This is a genomic window from Cryobacterium sp. Hz7 (assembly GCF_004402815.1).
Taxonomy (GTDB): Bacteria; Actinomycetota; Actinomycetes; order Actinomycetales; family Microbacteriaceae; genus Cryobacterium; species Cryobacterium sandaracinum.
The window spans coordinates 1-16972 of the sequence record NZ_SOFB01000015.1; the positions used below are offsets into that span (position 1 = coordinate 1).

Annotated in this window: 17 protein-coding genes and 1 pseudogene; 4 read left to right on the forward strand and 14 right to left on the reverse strand. The window is 67.6% G+C overall.

Going from position 1 to position 16972, the window contains the following annotated elements; all coding sequences use genetic code 11:
• Window positions 1-147 precede the first annotated feature (147 nt).
• Window positions 148-804: a TrkA family potassium uptake protein gene (locus E3N86_RS03850; RefSeq protein ID WP_134511361.1), complete on the reverse strand. Its 657-nt coding sequence runs from the start codon at window positions 802-804 to the stop codon at window positions 148-150.
• Between the two features lie 34 nt (window positions 805-838).
• Entirely contained in the window at window positions 839-2170 is a 1332-nt protein-coding gene (locus tag E3N86_RS03855; protein ID WP_241980774.1) for a TrkH family potassium uptake protein, read from the reverse strand.
• Between the two features lie 190 nt (window positions 2171-2360).
• Between E3N86_RS03855 and E3N86_RS03860 the strand changes: the two genes are divergently transcribed.
• Complete coding sequence (locus tag E3N86_RS03860) at window positions 2361-2894, forward strand: hypothetical protein (RefSeq protein WP_166784996.1); 534 nt, start codon at window positions 2361-2363, stop codon at window positions 2892-2894.
• A gap of 36 nt (window positions 2895-2930) precedes the next feature.
• Here the strand turns inward: E3N86_RS03860 and E3N86_RS03865 are convergent, their stop codons facing one another.
• From E3N86_RS03865 to E3N86_RS03875, 3 genes are read right to left on the reverse strand one after another with little or no spacing between them, the layout of a single operon-like run.
• Window positions 2931-3899, reverse strand: coding sequence for a permease prefix domain 1-containing protein (locus E3N86_RS03865; protein WP_134511362.1), 969 nt, complete (start codon window positions 3897-3899; stop codon window positions 2931-2933).
• Window positions 3896-4231 (reverse strand): PadR family transcriptional regulator, encoded by a 336-nt coding sequence (locus E3N86_RS03870; RefSeq protein ID WP_134373967.1) that lies wholly within the window; start codon window positions 4229-4231, stop codon window positions 3896-3898. The genes E3N86_RS03865 and E3N86_RS03870 overlap by 4 nt, the downstream gene beginning before the upstream one ends.
• A 19-nt stretch (window positions 4232-4250) precedes the next feature.
• Window positions 4251-4694, reverse strand: coding sequence for a DUF6326 family protein (locus E3N86_RS03875; protein WP_174721905.1), 444 nt, complete (start codon window positions 4692-4694; stop codon window positions 4251-4253).
• Window positions 4695-4811: 117 nt separating this feature from the next.
• On the opposite strand from E3N86_RS03875, the gene E3N86_RS03880 reads away from it, so the two are divergent.
• Window positions 4812-5807, forward strand: coding sequence for an NAD(P)-dependent alcohol dehydrogenase (locus E3N86_RS03880; RefSeq protein ID WP_134511363.1), 996 nt, complete (start codon window positions 4812-4814; stop codon window positions 5805-5807).
• Between the two features lie 175 nt (window positions 5808-5982).
• On the opposite strand, the gene E3N86_RS03885 is transcribed toward E3N86_RS03880, so the two are convergent.
• The 7 genes and pseudogenes from E3N86_RS03885 to E3N86_RS03915 all read right to left on the reverse strand — a co-directional run bounded on the left by E3N86_RS03885 (window position 5983) and on the right by E3N86_RS03915 (window position 13283).
• Complete coding sequence (locus E3N86_RS03885) at window positions 5983-6786, reverse strand: GNAT family N-acetyltransferase (RefSeq protein ID WP_104099225.1); 804 nt, start codon at window positions 6784-6786, stop codon at window positions 5983-5985.
• Window positions 6787-6976: 190 nt separating this feature from the next.
• Window positions 6977-8350, reverse strand: a complete 1374-nt coding sequence (locus E3N86_RS03890) for an FAD-binding oxidoreductase (protein WP_134511364.1) — start codon at window positions 8348-8350, stop codon at window positions 6977-6979.
• Between the two features lie 228 nt (window positions 8351-8578).
• Window positions 8579-9856, reverse strand: a complete 1278-nt coding sequence (locus tag E3N86_RS03895) for a saccharopine dehydrogenase family protein (RefSeq protein ID WP_104099227.1) — start codon at window positions 9854-9856, stop codon at window positions 8579-8581.
• Window positions 9857-9986: 130 nt separating this feature from the next.
• The gene (locus E3N86_RS03900; protein WP_241980773.1) at window positions 9987-10700 is read right to left on the reverse strand and encodes a phosphatase PAP2 family protein; all 714 of its coding nucleotides are present in this window, start codon (window positions 10698-10700) and stop codon (window positions 9987-9989) included.
• A 259-nt stretch (window positions 10701-10959) separates the two neighbouring features.
• A complete protein-coding gene (locus tag E3N86_RS03905; protein WP_241980772.1) occupies window positions 10960-12237 on the reverse strand; it encodes a multidrug effflux MFS transporter in 1278 nt (425 codons plus the stop codon).
• A gap of 223 nt (window positions 12238-12460) precedes the next feature.
• Window positions 12461-12906: pseudogene (locus E3N86_RS03910) on the reverse strand (family 1 glycosylhydrolase); the annotation flags it as partial.
• Window positions 12906-13283: a hypothetical protein gene (locus E3N86_RS03915; protein WP_134511365.1), complete on the reverse strand. Its 378-nt coding sequence runs from the start codon at window positions 13281-13283 to the stop codon at window positions 12906-12908. The gene E3N86_RS03915 and the pseudogene E3N86_RS03910, both read right to left, overlap by 1 nt.
• A 196-nt stretch (window positions 13284-13479) precedes the next feature.
• Here E3N86_RS03915 and E3N86_RS03920 point away from each other — a divergent pair, with 196 nt between their 5' ends.
• Both E3N86_RS03920 and E3N86_RS03925 read left to right on the forward strand, forming a co-directional pair.
• Complete coding sequence (locus tag E3N86_RS03920) at window positions 13480-14301, forward strand: thioredoxin domain-containing protein (protein ID WP_166784997.1); 822 nt, start codon at window positions 13480-13482, stop codon at window positions 14299-14301.
• A gap of 119 nt (window positions 14302-14420) precedes the next feature.
• A complete protein-coding gene (locus E3N86_RS03925; RefSeq protein WP_134373955.1) occupies window positions 14421-14747 on the forward strand; it encodes a CHY zinc finger protein in 327 nt (108 codons plus the stop codon).
• A gap of 371 nt (window positions 14748-15118) precedes the next feature.
• On the opposite strand, the gene E3N86_RS03935 is transcribed toward E3N86_RS03925, so the two are convergent.
• Window positions 15119-15958, reverse strand: coding sequence for a M23 family metallopeptidase (locus E3N86_RS03935; protein WP_241985933.1), 840 nt, complete (start codon window positions 15956-15958; stop codon window positions 15119-15121).
• 456 nt (window positions 15959-16414) lie between these two features.
• Window positions 16415-16792 carry a metalloregulator ArsR/SmtB family transcription factor gene (locus E3N86_RS03940; protein ID WP_233191100.1) on the reverse strand — a complete coding sequence of 126 codons (378 nt, stop codon included), beginning with the start codon at window positions 16790-16792 and terminating at the stop codon, window positions 16415-16417.
• Between the last annotated feature and the right edge of the window lie 180 nt (window positions 16793-16972).

Consider the following 16972-nt stretch of genomic DNA (forward strand, 5'->3'; position numbering starts at 1 on the left):
CCAGCCGCACCCAGCCGCGCGGCGCCCGGCCCAGCCGCACCCAGCCCGGCCCAGCCGCACCCAGCCGCGCCGCGCCGCACCCAGCCCAACCCAACCCAGCCCCGCCGCACCCAGCTCCTCGCCGACCGGGAAGGCCAACGGCATCAGCTACCTGAGGCGGCTGAAGGACTCCACCTTGCGCACGTCGCCGGCGATCAGAATGACGTCGTCGGCCTCCAACGTCGTGTCAAGGGTCGTGTAGCTCCAGCCCTTGCCGGGGCGGTTGAATGCCGTGACGGTGATCCCGTGGATGGTGCGCACGCTCGATTTTCCGAGCGGCACGCCGATGATCTCCTGCGGCGGGTTCGTCTTCACGAGGGCGAAGTTCTCGTCGATCTCGATGTAGTCCTGCATCACCCCGCGCACGAGGTGGGCCACCCTTTTGCCCATGTCCTTCTCGGGGTAGATGACGTGCTTGACGCCGATCTGGCGCAGGATCTCACCGTGTGGGTCGCTGACCGCCTTGGCCCAGATATTCGGGATGCCCAGCTTGAGCAACAGGCTCGCGGTGAGGATGTTCGCCTGGATATCGCCGCCGATCGCGACGACCGCGCTGCTGAAGTCCGGCACCGAGAGTTGGCGGAGCGTCTCCTCTTTGGTCGAGTCGGCGCGCATGACGTGGGTGAGCAGGCCGTTGTGCGCCTGCACGATCTCCTCGTCTCCGTCGATGCCGAGCACCTCGCTGCCGCTGGCCATCAGCTCGAGTGCAAGGGCGCTGCCGAACCGACCCAGGCCGATCACGACGATCGCATCCTCTTCGGCCATACGCGCAGGCTGCTGGTGCCCGAACAGGGAAAATTTAGCCAATGATGGGCCTCTCTTTCGGTAATTCATACCCGGTGGGGCGGTCCCGCAGGGCGAGCGCCGAGGCGAAGGCGATGGGACCCAGACGACCGATGAACATGAGCAGCATCAGGATGATATGACCGGCCGGGGGCAGACCCGCGGTGATCCCGGTGGAGAGCCCCACCGTGCCGAACGCGGAGATCGCTTCGAACAGAAGGGCATCGAGGCCGATATCGGTGATCAGCATCAGGGCGACCGTGGAGACCGTGATCACCGCAACCGCCAGGAGCACGATGGTGATCGCCTGACGGTGCACGGCCCGGGAGAGGCGCTTGCCGAAGACGTTCACGGCCACCTCGCCACGGATTTCGGTCAGCAGGATGAAGAACAGCACAGCGAAGGTGGTGATCTTGATGCCGCCGGCGGTGCCGGCCGGGCCTCCGCCGATCAGCATGAGCACGTCCATGCCGAGCAGGCTCGCGGAATCCATCGCCCCGATGTCGAGGCTGTTGAACCCGGCTGTGCGCGTCTGCACCGATTGGAAGAATCCCACCAGGAGTTTGCTCGGCCAGTCCAGCGGTCCGAGCGTGCCCGGGTTGTTCCACTCCACGCCGGTGATGTAGACAGTGCCCGCGACCAGAAGTGTGATCGTTCCGGCCAGCACGATGCGGGTGTTCATCGACCACTTCAGCGGGTTCCGGAAGTGCTTGCGCAGCTGCATGATCACCGGGAAGCCCAGGCCGCCGAGGATCACGGCGGCGGCGATGGGCAGGCAGATGAACGGGTCCGTCGCATAGGAGATGAGGTTGTCGCTGAACAGGGCGAAGCCCGCGTTGTTGAACGAGGACACGGAGTGGAACACGCCGAGCCAGATGGCCCGGCCCGGCGCTTCGCCGTACCCGATCCAAAACCGCAGGCTCAGCAGCACCGCCACGATGGACTCCACGATCAGGGAGATGCGCACGACGCCGAGAACCAGCCCGCGGACATCCTCGAGCCCGAAGCTCTTGACCTCGGCGGCCGCCGTCATGCGGGACCGAAGGGACATCTTGCGGATCACGGCGAGCCCGATGACCGAGGCGAACGTCATGATCCCGAAGCCGCCGACCTGGATCAGGGCCAGGATGATGACCTGGCCGAACGGCGTCCAGAACGTCGCGGTATCGACGACGGTCAGCCCGGTCACGCAAACGGCCGACGTGGCCGTGAAAGCCGCGATCAGGAGCGGGGTGCCGCCGGGGCCGGGCGTCGCGATCGGGATCATCAGCAGCACCGTGCCGATCAGGATGGCGGCGGCGAATCCGGCGACCACGACTTGCGCCGGATGCAGCCGGGCGCGCGGCACGCGCGGACCGCTTCTTCGGAGAGACAAGGATGGCACCCGCTCACTATACGGTTCACGGGCATCCGTCGTCTGTTCCGGTTTCGACACGGCACCCCCCCTATCGGTGACTGCCGCACTCACGCAAAATCCGAGATAATCTGTGTACACCGGCGAGGGGGAACCAAGGGTGAGATTCAACGGGGGTGTGCGTATGCACACGCACGCATTGCGGCCCCACGGCCGGTTGCTGGTGCAGTCGGGGCTTTCCGTCCTGGCCCTTGCCGCACCCATCTCAGCCGTGCTCTTCTGGCTCAGCATCCCCAACGGCACCTGGCGTCCGGTTGCCATCGCCCAGGTTGTGCTCCTGAGCATCTGCGGCCTTGCCTATCTCGCCTACACTCGCACCATCATCCGTGTCGATGCCGAGGGCATCTCGGAGCGCGGCTTCATGGGCCTGGTCAAGGACTTCTCCGCGGACGAGATCGGCAGCGTCGTGCTGCTCGACCTCTACCGGAGCGGGGCGCTCGACACGCAGCCGCAGCTTTTCGTCACCGGCACCGACGGCCGACTGCTGGTGCGCATGCGCGGGCAGTACTACTCGCGCGGCGCCATGGACACGGTGGTCGATCAGCTCGGCGTACCCATGGTGCGGGTGCCCGAACCGATGACCCTGCAGGACCTGAACCGGGTGCGCCCCGAACTGCTCTACTGGTTCGAGCGACGCTTCACCCGGCGCGGGGAGTAGCGCGGCATCCGCTCTTCGCACTCTGCGAATCACGGCTCAGCGAGTGCGCCGTTTCCGGGTCGCGCGCACGATTGCATCAATGGAGTCCAGGGCGGAGAACAGCAGCACGACGACCACCACGATGGCCGTGACGACCCCGACGCCCTGCGGCCAGCCGACGGCATCGAAATAGTCCGGGTTGAGCAGCCGGCCGCTCGCCGTGAGCCAGACCGCTGGAACGACGAAGAGAACGTCCAGCACGATGGTCGCCATCGCATTCGACACCGACCATCCCGTGTAATACGCGAACAGGTGAAAACTGATGCTGACAGCGGCATAGAAAAGCGCGATATAGAACGCCCCGGATGTCCACAATTCCGTCGCAATCGGACCGATGAGTGCGCTGTCCCGCCCCTCGACCGCACCCACCGTCTGCAGCCAGATCAGCACGCTGGCGATGATCACGAGAAAGCTGATTCCGCCGACGAGCTCCGTGAAATAGCCGCGCTTGTCCAGGACCTCGGGCAGGGATGCCGGATCCCAGACCACTGTGCGCCTTGACCGCATCGCCGATGTGCGCTCGATGATCGCGAAGATCACCGTCGTGAAGAACGCGATCGACATGGCCGTCTCGATTGCACCGGTGACGGCGACGCCCACCGTTTCACCAGCCGACGAGCCGGCGACAAAAGTGACGATGCCTCTGAACAGGAACCAGATCGGCACCACGGTCGAGAGCAGCACCGTGAGCACGCGCACGTAGTCGAAGTAGAGATCCGGTCCCACGAGGTAGGTGGGCTTCTCCGAGTACCGGGCGGCCAGCCGGCGCGGTGCGCCCAGCTCGGCGAGCACGGTGTGTTCGGCGGCCACGGCATCCGTTCCCGCCTCCAGGCGATCCTCGATTGCGTCGGCGATCAGGGTGCGCAGTTCGGCTTCAATGTCAGCACGCTGCCGCGCAGGCAGGCCGCGCAGCGCTTCGGTGACGAAGCGGTCGGTGAGGGTGGACGGGGTGAACGGGGTGGTCATGATGTCTCCGTGAGGGATCGGAATGCCATGTTCAATTCGTTCCAGTCGGTGGTGAGGGTGGCGGCGAGACCCACCCCCTCCTCACTCGTGACGTAGAACTTGCGCGGTCGGGACTCGTCGGTGTTCCACTCGCTCGTGAGGAGACCCTGCTTCTCCAGGCGCCGCAGCAGTGGGTACAGGGTGTTGGCATCCACCGCGAACCCCTGGGATTCGAGGGCCGTAAGCAGGGCGTAGCCGTAGTTGGGCTGCGTTAGCAGCACCAGGCAGGCGAGCACGATGGTGCCGCGCCGCAACTCCTGCCGGTGGGTGGCGAGTTCTTCTTCGTTGAGCACTTGTACACATTAGTGTGCGTCACACACCCGCAAGGGCCCGGTCGTGCGCCGCCCGCTCTCTGGAGCGGGTCCAGGATGCCGCGAGGACGACAATGGCCAGCAGCAGCGTGATCTCGATCGCGGAGAAGAACAGGTAGACCGGCGTGGGCGGTGTGCCGAGGAACAGCGTGGAGACCTGAACCGCGGCCATAACAGATGCGGCGCCCACATTGATCCAGCGGTTCAGTCCGTGGCGCACCACGCGAGCGAGAAGAACCATCGCGATGGGGATCTGCATCAGCACCCCGGCCGCGACCAGCTTGCCGGGTGTGAAGGGCCCGCCGCCGAGGGTGCCGGTCTCGAGGTCGACGAGGTGTGCCGGGTCGTAGAGCCCGAGCACGTCGCAGTAGAGGTAGTTGAACAGCAGAACGATCCAGAGCGTGGAGAGCAGCACGGGCCGCGGGAGTGGAGTGAGCAGCATCATGGGATCGGATCCTTTCCGAGGGTTGGTGTGTGGGGATTTGGTGTTGTCGGGTTTCGGTTTTGTAAGTCGCACTGTACTGTGTATCACACACTATAGTGTTACACCAGAAAGGGTGCCATGAAAGCGATCATCCAGCGGGCCTACGGCGGGCCCGAGACCCTCGAGTACACCGATGTCCCCATGCCGGTGCCCCGTGCCGACGAAGTGCTGATCCGCGTCCACGCGGCATCCGTGAATGCGGCCGACTGGCTGCTGATGCACGGCGAGCCCTATCTCGTGCGGCTCGCGTTCGGTTTGCGGGCACCCCGCATCGCGGTCCGGGGACGAGATGCCGCGGGAGTGGTCGTGGCCGTCGGCAGCGCCGTGCGACGCGTCGCCGTGAATGATGAGGTCTACGCGGAGGTCAATGCGGGCAGCTTCGCGGAATTCACGGTGGCGACCGAGAAGGTGGTTGCCCGCAAGCCTGCCACGCTCACCTTCGAGCAGGCGGCGACGGTGCCAATCGCCGCGACCACGGCGCTGCAGGGACTCCGGGATGCCGCGAACCTGCAGCCGCGCGATCGGATTCTGGTCAACGGCGCATCCGGCGGGGTCGGATCGTTCGCCGTGCAGCTTGCGAAAGCCTTCGGGGCTGAGGTGACGGCCGTCTGCAGCACTCGGAACGCCGAGCTGGCCCGCGGCCTGGGCGCCGACCACGTGATCGACTACACCTCCGAGGATTTCACGGCCAAGGGTCGGCAGTACGAGGTGATTTTCGATCTCATCGGCAATCGCTCCCTGTCCGACTGCCGCCGCGCGCTCACCCCACGCGGAACGCTGGTGCTGTCCTCCGCTGCAGGCGGTCGTCTGCTCGGCCCGATCGGGCGCATCCTCGCCGCATCGGCCCTGGGAGTCTTTTCGCGCCAGAGCCTCCGCCCGCTCGTGGCGTCGGCCAGCGCCACCGATCTCGATGTGATTCGCGAGCTGATCGACTCGGCCAAGGTCGCTCCCCGGATCGAGACGACCTACCCACTGAGCCGGACCGCCGACGCCCTGCACCACTTCGGCGAGGAACACACCCGAGGCAAGATCGCCATCTCGATCTGGGACGGAGTGACGGCTGGCCCGGGGTGACGGCTGGCGCGGAGTGCGCCGCCTTGTCTGGCGCGGGGGCTGCGCTCCCGAACCAATTCGACGGAGATTTTGGCCGAAACGGATGTTTTGGGTCGGAAAACCGGGTTTACGGGCAAAATCTCCGTCGAATTCGCACGGCGCGCAGGGCGGGCAGGGCGGGCAGGGCCGACGAGGCTCAGTCGGGGGCCGGCCGGCGATCGGGGACATCCGGTGTGAAGATGTAATCGTTGTTCTCAGTGAGCTCGGGGCGCATCCCGCGAGACAGGTTGTTCTGGAACAGTGTCCGGGACTCGTCCCGGCGCCGGACGGCCTCGGCCGGGTCGTCGGCGCGCAGCCGCTCGAAGTCCACGTCAAGAGACAGCGAGTCGCTGCCCGACCAGACTGGGGGGAGTTCGCCGGCCAGTGCCCGGAGGGTGCGCGGAGAATCGAGTCGCCACCGCACCTCGAACCGGTCACTCCGGTCGCTGCCGGTGATGACGTCGTCGAGCCGGCCGTAGAAATCCGGCAGGAAGCGCACCACCTCGGCGCCCAGCTTGACCAGGTTGAAGTGCGCGTTGCGGCGGATCAGCGGGTCGAAAGTCCAGCGCATGTCTGCGACGCCGTGCTGCAGACAGAGTGCCCGCTGGAACAGTTTGAGCGCGTAGCCGACCCCACTGCCGCGCTGCCACGGCACGACCGCTGCCATGTGCGAGTGCAGGTGGATGCCGTCGGTCCAGCCGAGGAAGCCGAGCGTCGCGCCGACCGGTTTGCCGGCCTTGGTCGCCACCATCACGGTGTTGCCGGCGAAGTCGAGCGCCAGGAGCATCGACCTGTCGGGGCTGTGGCCCACGCCCCAGGTGCGCTCGAACAGGCCGATCACCGCGGCCAGGTCGCGGGGTTCAGCCTGCCGCACGGTCACCCCGGCAGCCTCGGCGGCTGCATCCGCGGCGGCCTCCGCCTGCCGCACGGCTTGCTGCGAAACCCCCGGCTCAACGCTCATGCGTTGAGTAGACCACACCAGGCCCGGTTCCCGGCAGCCGGCCACCGTGCTAATTCGACGGAGATTTTGCCCGGAAGACAGGTTTTCGGCCCCAAACCAGCTGTTATCGGCAAAATCTCCGTCGAATCGGTTCACGCACCGGGCACGCACCGGGCCGCACCGGGACAGCCGCGCGGCACGAGCGCCCGCGCTAGTGTCCTCGACCCGAGACCACGTCCGCGACCGACGCGATCGGCGATGTCGTCCGCCGCCGGGTCAGCTCGGCATGGTCGGCCAACGAGTAGGCGCGGTAGAGCGCGTGCACGGCGAGCCAGCGCAGCGGCTCCGGCTCCCAGTTACGCACCCGGTGGTTCACCCACGGCAGCCGGGTGCGGCCTGTGTCGTTGCCGAGGATCAGGTCGGTCAGCGTGCGCCCGGCGAGGTTCGTCGTCGCCACCCCGGTGCCCACATAGCCACCGGCCCAGGCCAGCCCGGTCGCCGGGTCCAGCCCCACGGTCGCCGCCCAGTCGCGCGGCACGCCGAGCACCCCCGACCAGGCGTGGTCGATCTGCGCGCCAGCCGTCACTGGGAAGAACCGGGTCAGGATGCCTCGCAGCGCCTCCACCGTGCTCGCCGGAGTCCGCCCGTCGGAATCCGTCTGCGACCCGAACCGGTACGGCACGCCCCTACCGCCGATCGCGATGCGGTCGTCAATGGTGCGCTGCGCGTACATATAGGCGTGCGCCATGTCACCGAGGGTCTCCCGGCCCGCCCAGCCGATGCTCTGCCAGACGTCCGAGCTGAGCGGCGCGGTCGCGATCAGCGACGAGTTCATCGGCAGCCACGCCCGGTGCAGTCCCTTCAGGCCCGCCGTGAACCCCTCCGTCGCGCGCACCACGAACTCCGCCTCCACGGCGCCGCGGTCGGTGATCGCCCGGTGCGGCGTGATCTCGCTGACCCGGGTATTCTCGAAGATCTCCACGCCGAGGCCCTCCACCACCCGGGCAAGCCCGGCCGCGAGTTTGGCGGGGTTGATGCGCGCGCAGTGCGGGTGCCACATCGCCCCGGTGGCACCGGTCACGTCGATACGGGCGCGCGCAGCCGCCGGGGAGAGGAGTTCGACATCCGTCATGTCCCAGGCCTGCTCCGACCGAGCGGATGCCTCCAGCCTTCGTTGCTGCGGCTGGTCGTAGGCCACGGTGAACTCGCCGCCCTTGACGATGTCGGCGTCGACGCCCTCGGCCTCGGCGACCCGGATCACCTCGTCCACGGTCTCGTTCATGCCGGTCTGGAACCGGGCCGCCGCGTCCCGGTCGTGCGACTTCACGTACTGCTCGCGGCCGCCGGTGACCGAGTTGGTCAGCCAGCCTCCGTTCCTCCCTGACGCTCCGTAGCCGGCGAAGCGCTGCTCCACAATCACGATCCGAAGCGCCGGGGCCGCCTTCTTCAGGTAATAGGCCGTCCACAGCCCGGTATAGCCGGCACCCACGATGCACACATCGGCCGTCGTCGGCCCGGGCAGCGGGTCGCGGTTGGCCGGCCGGCCGAGCTGGTTCCACCAGAAGGAGACATCACCATTGATCATTCCCGCACCGCTTTCGTTCCGACGGATGTTTCGCGCTCAGTCACAGCATCATCTCGCATCCGGCTCGGTCGGGCGGCAATCCCGATCCCCCCTGCCGGGATTCGCGTCGCGAGGATGGTACGCCGTTGCGCGGATGGCACGCCACGCGCGTAGCGGCGCACCACCCGCGCCGCGGCCGCAGCTATGCGCTCGGGCATCCGCCTGGCACGTCGGAAGGTCGAGTGCGTCTCAGGACGCCAGCCGGTCCTCCATCCCCCAGGGCTGGCCGTAGCCGCCCTCGGTTTCGGGCGCGCTCATCAGGTCGAGGAACACCTTCGCATCGAAGGCCTCCGGGCCGAGCACGCCGATGCCGGTCCAGGTGCCAGCGGCCAGCAGTTCCAGGGCGATCACCGGGTTCAGGGCGGTCTGCCAAACCACGCACTGGGTGTCGTATTCGCGCATCGTCCACTCGTTTTCGGCGACGTGGTAGAGGTAGACCTCGCGCGGCAGGCCGCCCGGACCCGTGCCGGTGACCCACACTCCCGCGCAGGTTTTGCCGGTCATCCGCGGGCCGATCGTGGCCGGGTCAGGCAGGCAGGCGGCCACCACATCGCGTGGGGCGACCAGCGCCGGGCCGGACGCGCTGCGCACCCGCACCGGGTCGACCCGGTCGAGGCCGAGCAGGTGCAGGGTCTTCAACACGCCGATGAATTCCTCACCGAGGCCGTACTTGAAGGTGACCCGATTCGCGTCGAGCCAGCGCGGCATCAGCACCACCTCCTCGTGCTCCACGTTCACGCATTCGACCCGGCCGATGCCCTCCGGAAAGTCGAACATCTCCGGTTCACTGAACGGCTCGGTGGTGAACCAGCCGCGGTCCTTCTCGAAGATCAACGGCGGGTTCAGGCACTCCTCGATCGTGGTCCAGATGCTGAATGATGGCGCGAAGATCTCGTTACCGGCGTCGTCGTGCACGACCAGGTTGGCACCGTCGCGCGTGCCGAGCTCCTCGATCTGCCGAAACAGGTGGTCCGAGGCGTAGCGGGCGAAGACATCCGAGAGCCCCGGCTCGACGCCCATGCCCACCAGGGCAAGGCGGCCGGCGGTCTCCCAGTCGGCGGCCTGCGCGAACTGGTCGTCGCCGAGCATGACCCCGGTCTGGCGGTAGGGGTCCGTGGGGTGCGGTTCGGACAGGCTCACGGCCATGTCGAGGTAGTCACAGCCGGCGGCGAGCGCCCCGGCGAACACCGTGGGCACGAACTTCGGCTCGACCGCGTTCATCACGTGGGTGGCGCCGTGCCTGAGCGCGACGGCGGCGACCATGTCCGGGTCGCCGGCGTCGATCTGCTCGGCGGAGAACCGGGCTGCCGCCGCGTGCCCGTGCTTCAGGCCGATTGCGACGATGGTGCGTTCCGCCCGGGCCAGGTCGTAGTCGCACACGATGACGTGCTCGAAGAACGTGCGCCTGGCGATGATCTTCGCGAACGCGTCTCCTACGCCGCCCGCCCCGACAAGGAGGATTCTCATGCGTCGACGCTACCCCGGGGCATCCGTTACCGATGCGGCTGCCGATGCGCCCGTGCGTCCGTGCGCTCTGCCCGAACCAATTCGACGGAGATTTTGCCCAAAACGCGCGATTTTGCCCCGATTAAGGGCTCTATGTGGAATTTCTCCGTCGAATTCGCAAGGGCGACGGATGCTGCGCCGCCAACTCGCGCTCTCCCTGGAGCTTCGCGGCGACCGGGGCCCACAGCAGCACGGCGACGGACGCACCGAGCAGCAGCCCGCCGATCGTATCCGTGAGCCAGTGTGCGCCCAGATAGGTGCGGCTGACCATCATCAGAACCGTGTAGAGGGTGCCGGCCAGCCAAACCCAGACGCGCGGGAAGAGGATGCCGAGACAAACCGCCATGGTCGCCGCATTGGCGACATGGCCGGACGGAAAGGATCCGAAATCTGACATGACCAGCATGTCTTCCGGCCTATCCCGACCGAACAGTGATTTGAGTACCTGCACCAGTCCCGAGCTCACGATCGTGGCAACCACAAAGTAGCCGGCCGCCCACGGCCGTTTGAGCAGCAGCAGCGCCACCAGAATCAGCACCGGGATCACGATCACGCCGGCGATTCCGGCACCGAGGTAGTTCATCGTGAGCGAGAGATACTCCCAGACGGGCGCCCGGTGCTCGAGGATCTCATCCATCCACTCGGCGTCGATCTCCAGCGGGCGGCCGTTGCCGCGCAGCACGATCAGGGCGCCGAGCCCCACGGCCAGCAACAGCGCTGCGGACCCGCTGACCAGAGGCCACCGGCGGGCGATGCGTCGGGTGGCGGAGGTGGCTGCGGTCTCGGGGGCGCGCTCGCTCATCATCTGTCCATGCTAGATCGGTGCGGGCGTGCGGCTTCCCGCCCTGGCCATTTGCCGCGCATCTCCGGGGGCTTACTCAGGAGATCTGCGAAGCCGGTGGCGACGGATGCCGGAATCACGCGGCATCCGTCGCCACCTCGGCCACACCATCGGAAATCTCCTGAGTTAGCCACCGGCGGCAACTGACGACTGACCGCTGACGACTGACCAGTGACCACTGACCGGAGGCTGAAGGATGCCGTTACCCGGCGCCCATCTGGCCTCAGTGCTCCAGCGCGGGCACCGACCGGGGGCGCACGATGAGCCACAGGGCGAAGATCGACACGATGGCGGTGACGCCCATCACGGCGCCCATCGGAACCGCTGTCCCGACGCCGAGCACGCCGACGATCGGGGAGATCAGTCCGGCGACGCCGAAGTTCGCGGCGCCGAGCAGCGACGCGGCGGTTCCGGCCTCATGCGCGTGCGCGTTCAGGGCGATGACCTGCACGCTGGGGAGGGTGAAACCGCAAGCCGCGATGAAGAACCACAGCGGCACCAGGGTGCCCCAGAGTCCCGCGCCGGCGAGGTCGAGCAGCACGATGGCCGCGGCCGTGATCAGGAGCACCACGGTGGACACCGAGATGATCCACTGCGGGCCGATGTTGAAGCGGTGCATGAGTCGGGAGCTGAGCTGCACACCCATCACGATGCCGAGCGAGTTGACGGCGAAGAGCACGCCGTACTGCTGCGGGCTGAAATCGTAGACCTGCTGGAACAGGAACGACGACGCCGAGAGGTAGGAGAACAAACCTGTAAAGGTCATCGCCCCGATGATCGCGACGCCGACGAAGATCCGGTCGCTGAGCACCGCACGGTAGCGCTGACCGAGGGAACTGTGCCCCTTGGTGTGGCGCTCGGCATCCGGCAGCGTCTCGACGATCCAGAACGCGACGGCCAGGATCACGACCGCACCGTAGGCGGCGAGCACCCAGAAGATGCCGCGCCAGCTCATCACCAGCAGCAGCTGCGAGCCGATGACCGGGGCCAGCACGGGGGCCAGGCCGCTGATCAGCGCGAGGCGGGAAAGCATCTTCACGAGCGGCTTGCCGCCGAACAGGTCGCGCACCATCGCCAGGGCGACGACCGCGCCGGCCGCGGCGCCGAAGCCCTGCAGCAGACGGAAGACCCCGAGCCAGACGATGTCCTGGGAGAGGGCGGCGCCGACACTCGCCAGAATGTGGAAGCCGGTCGCGAGCATCAGCGGCAGTCGGCGCCCGACCTTGTCACTCCACGGGCCGACCACAAGCTGGCCGAACCCGAACCCGATCATGGTGCCGGTGAGGGTCAGCTGGATGGCGGCCGCCGATACGCCGAACTCACGCTCCAGGGTCGGGAAGGCCGGCAGGTACAGGTCGATCGTGAACGGGCCGAGCGCCGTGAGGGCGCCGAGCACGAGGATGTAGACCAGGCGCTGGCCGCGGGAGAGAGCGTCGCCGGGATGCTTCGCGGCCGACCTCAGGTCGGCGGCGGTGATGACGGTGATGGCGGCGGTGCTCACGAAAGTATTGATCCTCGGTATCGATGGGGCTCTGCGTGCTGGTCTGATTTCGTTAGCGGCACCGCATCACGGGCGTCAGCACCAGCAGCGGAACACGGAACCGCCCTCACTGTCAAGGCAACCACACCGGCGCCTATTCCCCCATTCACAGAACGCCGCGGAAGTTGCAGGAATCCGCCCGATCGTGCACCGGTCCACTGCCGGAAGCTGGGACCTACTCCGGGCCCTCGTCTTTGAGCGCCTGCGGCAGGTCCCGGTGGTACAGAGTCGCGATCGGGCGGATGCCCCGGGCCAGCAGCCCGTCGACGAGACGCCCAGAGAACGCCAGCCCCTTCTCGTTCGCCGGACCGCGGCAGATCGGCTGGATGCGGGACCACGCAATCGAGGACCGGTAGGCGTGCAGACCGAGCGACACCATCAGATCGAGGTCTTCGTCGAGGCGGTGGCAGTGGCAGTGGCAGTGGCAGTGGCAGTGGTCGGAGGCTACGTCGCCGGTGTCGCCGTTCAGATCCTTGCCGGGGGTGCGGCTGAGGGTGTCCCAGATCGACGGGCCGCGGCCGTCCTCGTTGAAGGCACCCTCGATCTGGCTGCTCGCGGTGGCAAACCGAAAAGGAACCCCTCGGGGAAAACGAGTCCGGGGTCGCGGTAGTCAGCATTTCCACTGGTCATCAGGGTGAGTGTCGCCGTTCCGAAAACGGATGCCGCGGTGCCGGCGCCCGGCCGCCGAGCTCGGAACGGTGTCGGCGAACCGTTGTGCACCGTGAGGGGCTCCGCCCGGCCGCCGGACTCGACCGGTCGGGGACCGTGACGGTCTCGGCCGGACCGTCCAGCGGGTTCGCGACCTCGATCGTACGCACAGCCGGGCCGCCCAGGAAAACGGGGATCGGCGTGTCAGCCAGGTCACCCGCGTACTCGGGGTGGCCGGCCACGGGAACCGGGCGCAGCGGTGTGGCTAACTCAGGAGAATCGACGGGTGCCGCGATCCGGGCCCCCGATTCCCGCGGCGCCCAGCCGCCGGCATCCGTTTTCTCCTGAATTAGCCCCAACCACCGCTGATCGACCGCGCGGGCGACGACTCGGTTCTCCGCACGGCGCTCACAGCCCCCTCACAGCCCCGCTGCACCTCCCCCGGAGACGGACCCTCTAACCTTGGAGCTACCTGCCAGTCGCAACGAAACGGTGCATTAGTTCATGAGTAATGTCTACGGCAAACCTGTCCCCCCCAAGAAGGATCGCCGCGAGATGGCGCGTGAAAGCGCCCGCCAGCTCCGCGAGGAGCAGCAGAAAAAGGAGAAGCGCAACCGCTGGCTTCTGCGCGGCGGCATCGGCGCCGGCCTGATCGCGGCTGCCGTGGTCGTGGCCCTCGTCGTGGTCGGCAGCCAGGGACCTGCGGCGCCGGGCCCGCTCAACATGGCCAGCGACGGCGTGCTGCTCGGCGGCGACGGCACCAACATCGTCCCGGTTGAGACCGTCTCCGTGGCCGCCGACGAGAACCCCATCGCAACCGACCCGACAACCCTCGGCGACACCGCCAACATCGTGGTCTACGCGGACTATCTCTGCCCCTTCTGCGGCCAGTTCGAAACCACGAACGGCGAGCAGATCGCCGGCTGGGTCGCCGCGGGCACCGCCACGCTCGAGCTGCACCCGATCTCAATCCTCGATCCGGTTTCGGCCGGTAGCAAGTACCCGACCCGGGCCGCGGCCGCCGTCGCGTGCGTCGCCAACTATGAGCCCGAGAACGTGCTCGCCCTGAACGCGGCCCTGTTCGCGAACCAGCCCGCGGAGAACACCGAGGGCCTGACCGACGAAGACCTGGTCAGCCTGGCCACGAGTGCGGGCGTCACCGACGAGAAGGTCGCCACCTGCATCACGGAGAACACCTTCGCCGCCTGGGTCGGCACCGCCACTAAACGCGCCCTCGACGGCCCTCTTCCCAACGCCGACATCGAGCAGGTCAAGGGCACGCCCACCGTGCTCGTCAACGGCGTCTCCTACCCCGGCGCCCTCGACGACCCGGCCGCCTTCGAGGCCTTCGTAACAGCGCAGGCCACCGCCGGGTAGCGCCTGGGGTTCGGGGCACCGCGAGGCGCCCCGGCCTCACTCCCGACGCCCCGGCCTCACCCCCGGCGCCGCCCCGCCCCCACGTGCAGTCGCGATCGTCTCTCGCACGAAGGACCACCATGCAGATCCACGGACAGACCGTCGACGCCCAGACCCGCTGCGTGCACTACCGTTCCGCGCTCGACGTCGTGGCGATCAGATTCTTCTGCTGCGGGCGCTTCTACCCGTGCTACCAGTGCCACTCCGCCGGTGAAACCCATGCCGCCCGGCTCTGGCCGGCCGACCTCTGGGCCGAGCACGCCATCCTCTGCGGAGTCTGCCGCGGCACACTCTCGATCGCCGACTACCGGGCAACCACCGCGTGCCCTGCGTGCGGTGCCGCCTTCAACGACGGATGCCGCGCTCACGCCCATCTCTACTTCGACCTCCCGGCAACGCCGGCCTGAGCCGCTGCCGCACGAGCCCGCAACCCACCGCCACCGCCACCGCCACCGCTACCGCTACCGCCACCCACTTCGGCACCCAGGAGCCCGGGTGGGAACCAATTCGACGGAGATTTTGCTGCCCGTAGGCCGGTTTCGACGATTCGGGGGTGAATCGGCAAAATCTCCGTCGAATGCGTTCGGGGCGGATGCTGCGGGCCAAGCAGGACAATGCCGCAGAACTGAACCGGAGAGGCGGCTTGAGCCGGGCACTTGCTGGCCTGAGCCGGGCCTTCCACCCCCGCACGGGCTCCAGCCGGCACGCAGCGACCCCCGCGCAGACCGCGCAAACCGCGCAAACGGCGCACCCCGAGGAACTTGCGCGCCCCTCGCGACTACATCGGGCCGGCGCGCTGCGACAGCCAGGCGTACGGATCCGTCGGGGTGATCCCGTCGATCAGGATCTCGAAATGCAGGTGCGGGCCGGTGCTCTCACCGGTGCTGCCCACGTTGCCCAGGTGCGTGCCCACGCCCACGGACTGTCCCGCGGAGACCTGCAGCGAGCCGGCCTGGAAGTGCGCATAGACGCTGCTGACAAGCTGTCCATCGACGGTGTGGTCGACGATCGCGTAGACGCCGAAGCCGCCGTTGTCCGTGGCGGAGACTTCACGCACGACGCCGTCCGCAACCGCCTGGGCAGGTGCACCCTCGCCGGGAAGCATATCGAGCCCCTTATGGAACGTCGAGCAGTCCCCGCAGGGTGCATCGCGCGGGCCATAGGGATCGGAGAGGCGAACCGAGCCCGGGAAGGGCCACTGCACGGCTGCACCAGCGGCGGCCGGAGCAGCCGCATCGTTAGCACTAGGAACCGCAGCAGGGGCGGTAGGCATGGGTTCGGGCTTCGGCGCATCAGTGACCGTGAAACCGTCGCGCTGCACGGTGGCGGTGGCCGCCGCACTCGGCATCAGGCTCTGTAGCGACGCTTCGGCGGCGGAGGCATCAGGGGCGGCGGCAGCACGCGCGGCGGGATCGGACTCGGCGGCATGCGCTGAGCCATCCGCGGAGGCCCGCACCGATTCTTCCACGGCGGCCGGCGGCAGCCAGCCGTAGACATCGAGTTCCGAGGCCTGTGCGGGAATGCCGAGGACCACCGTGAGCAGTCCGGCGAAAAGCATCGCGAATGCGCCGGCGGCGGCCTGACGCGGGATCAGGGTGAATCTGGTGAGCCTGGGCAACCTGTTGAGCCTAGGCGTCTGCATAGGCACCTTCCGCCGAAACGCGGCGGGCAGGGAACAGGAGAAAAATGGGCATGGTGAGAACTCTCGTCGGCGCGGTTACGCGGTTCGGGTGAGGGGGCCGGAACCTCACTCAGACGGAGAATGCGCTCACAGCGCAGAGCAATCCCACGGGGAACGACGCTCCCTCAGAGGAAGTGTCCAAGTGCGCCGCACGGCGTGGGGCTTCGCGCACAAGTGCTGAGGATATCTCGGTATCCTGATAAAGCAATGGGCTTGCGCAGTTCGGTCACGGATGTTCCGGCCGGCAGCCCAGGATCGACGCCACGCGCGATCGCCCGAAAGCTCAACCATTTAGCTTAGCCCGCACGCGCAGCACCGCAAACTCAGCACAGCAACCTCGGAGCCGCAAACTCTGCTCCGCAAACGCACAGCCGCACCCGCAGAGCCGCAAATTCAGAGCCCGAGCACCCGATCCGCCAGCGTGCCGAGCGCGCCCGGCACGAGCCGGTAGTACGCCCAGGTGCCACGCTTGTCGCGGGTCAGGATACCGGCATCCACCAGCACTTTGAGGTGGTGTGACACGGTGGGCTGACTGAGCCCGAGGGGTTCGGTGAGGTCGCAGACGCAGGCCTCCATATCGTCGTGCGCGGCCACCAGCGAGACCAGACGCAATCGGGCCGGGTCGGCCACGGCCTTCAGCAACCGGGCGAGCCGCTCCGCCTCATCGGCGCCGATCGCTTCGCGCGCGGCAGGGGCGCAGCAGGCAGCGGCCGCGCCAGCGGCATCCGTCGTGCCATCTGCGACATCCGAAGCAACCGCGCCATCCGTCACGAGATCCACGGCGACCGCAGCGGTCGACGCCTCAGGCACGGCACGGGTCTCGGTGAACGACATCTGAACAGTATCTCCCATAAATTGACATCCATCGATGCATTGGGGAAGACTCCCTATCGACACCTCTGATTTTATGTCCCACCCGCCGATTTTTGTCTTACCTGCTCACGGAGCCAC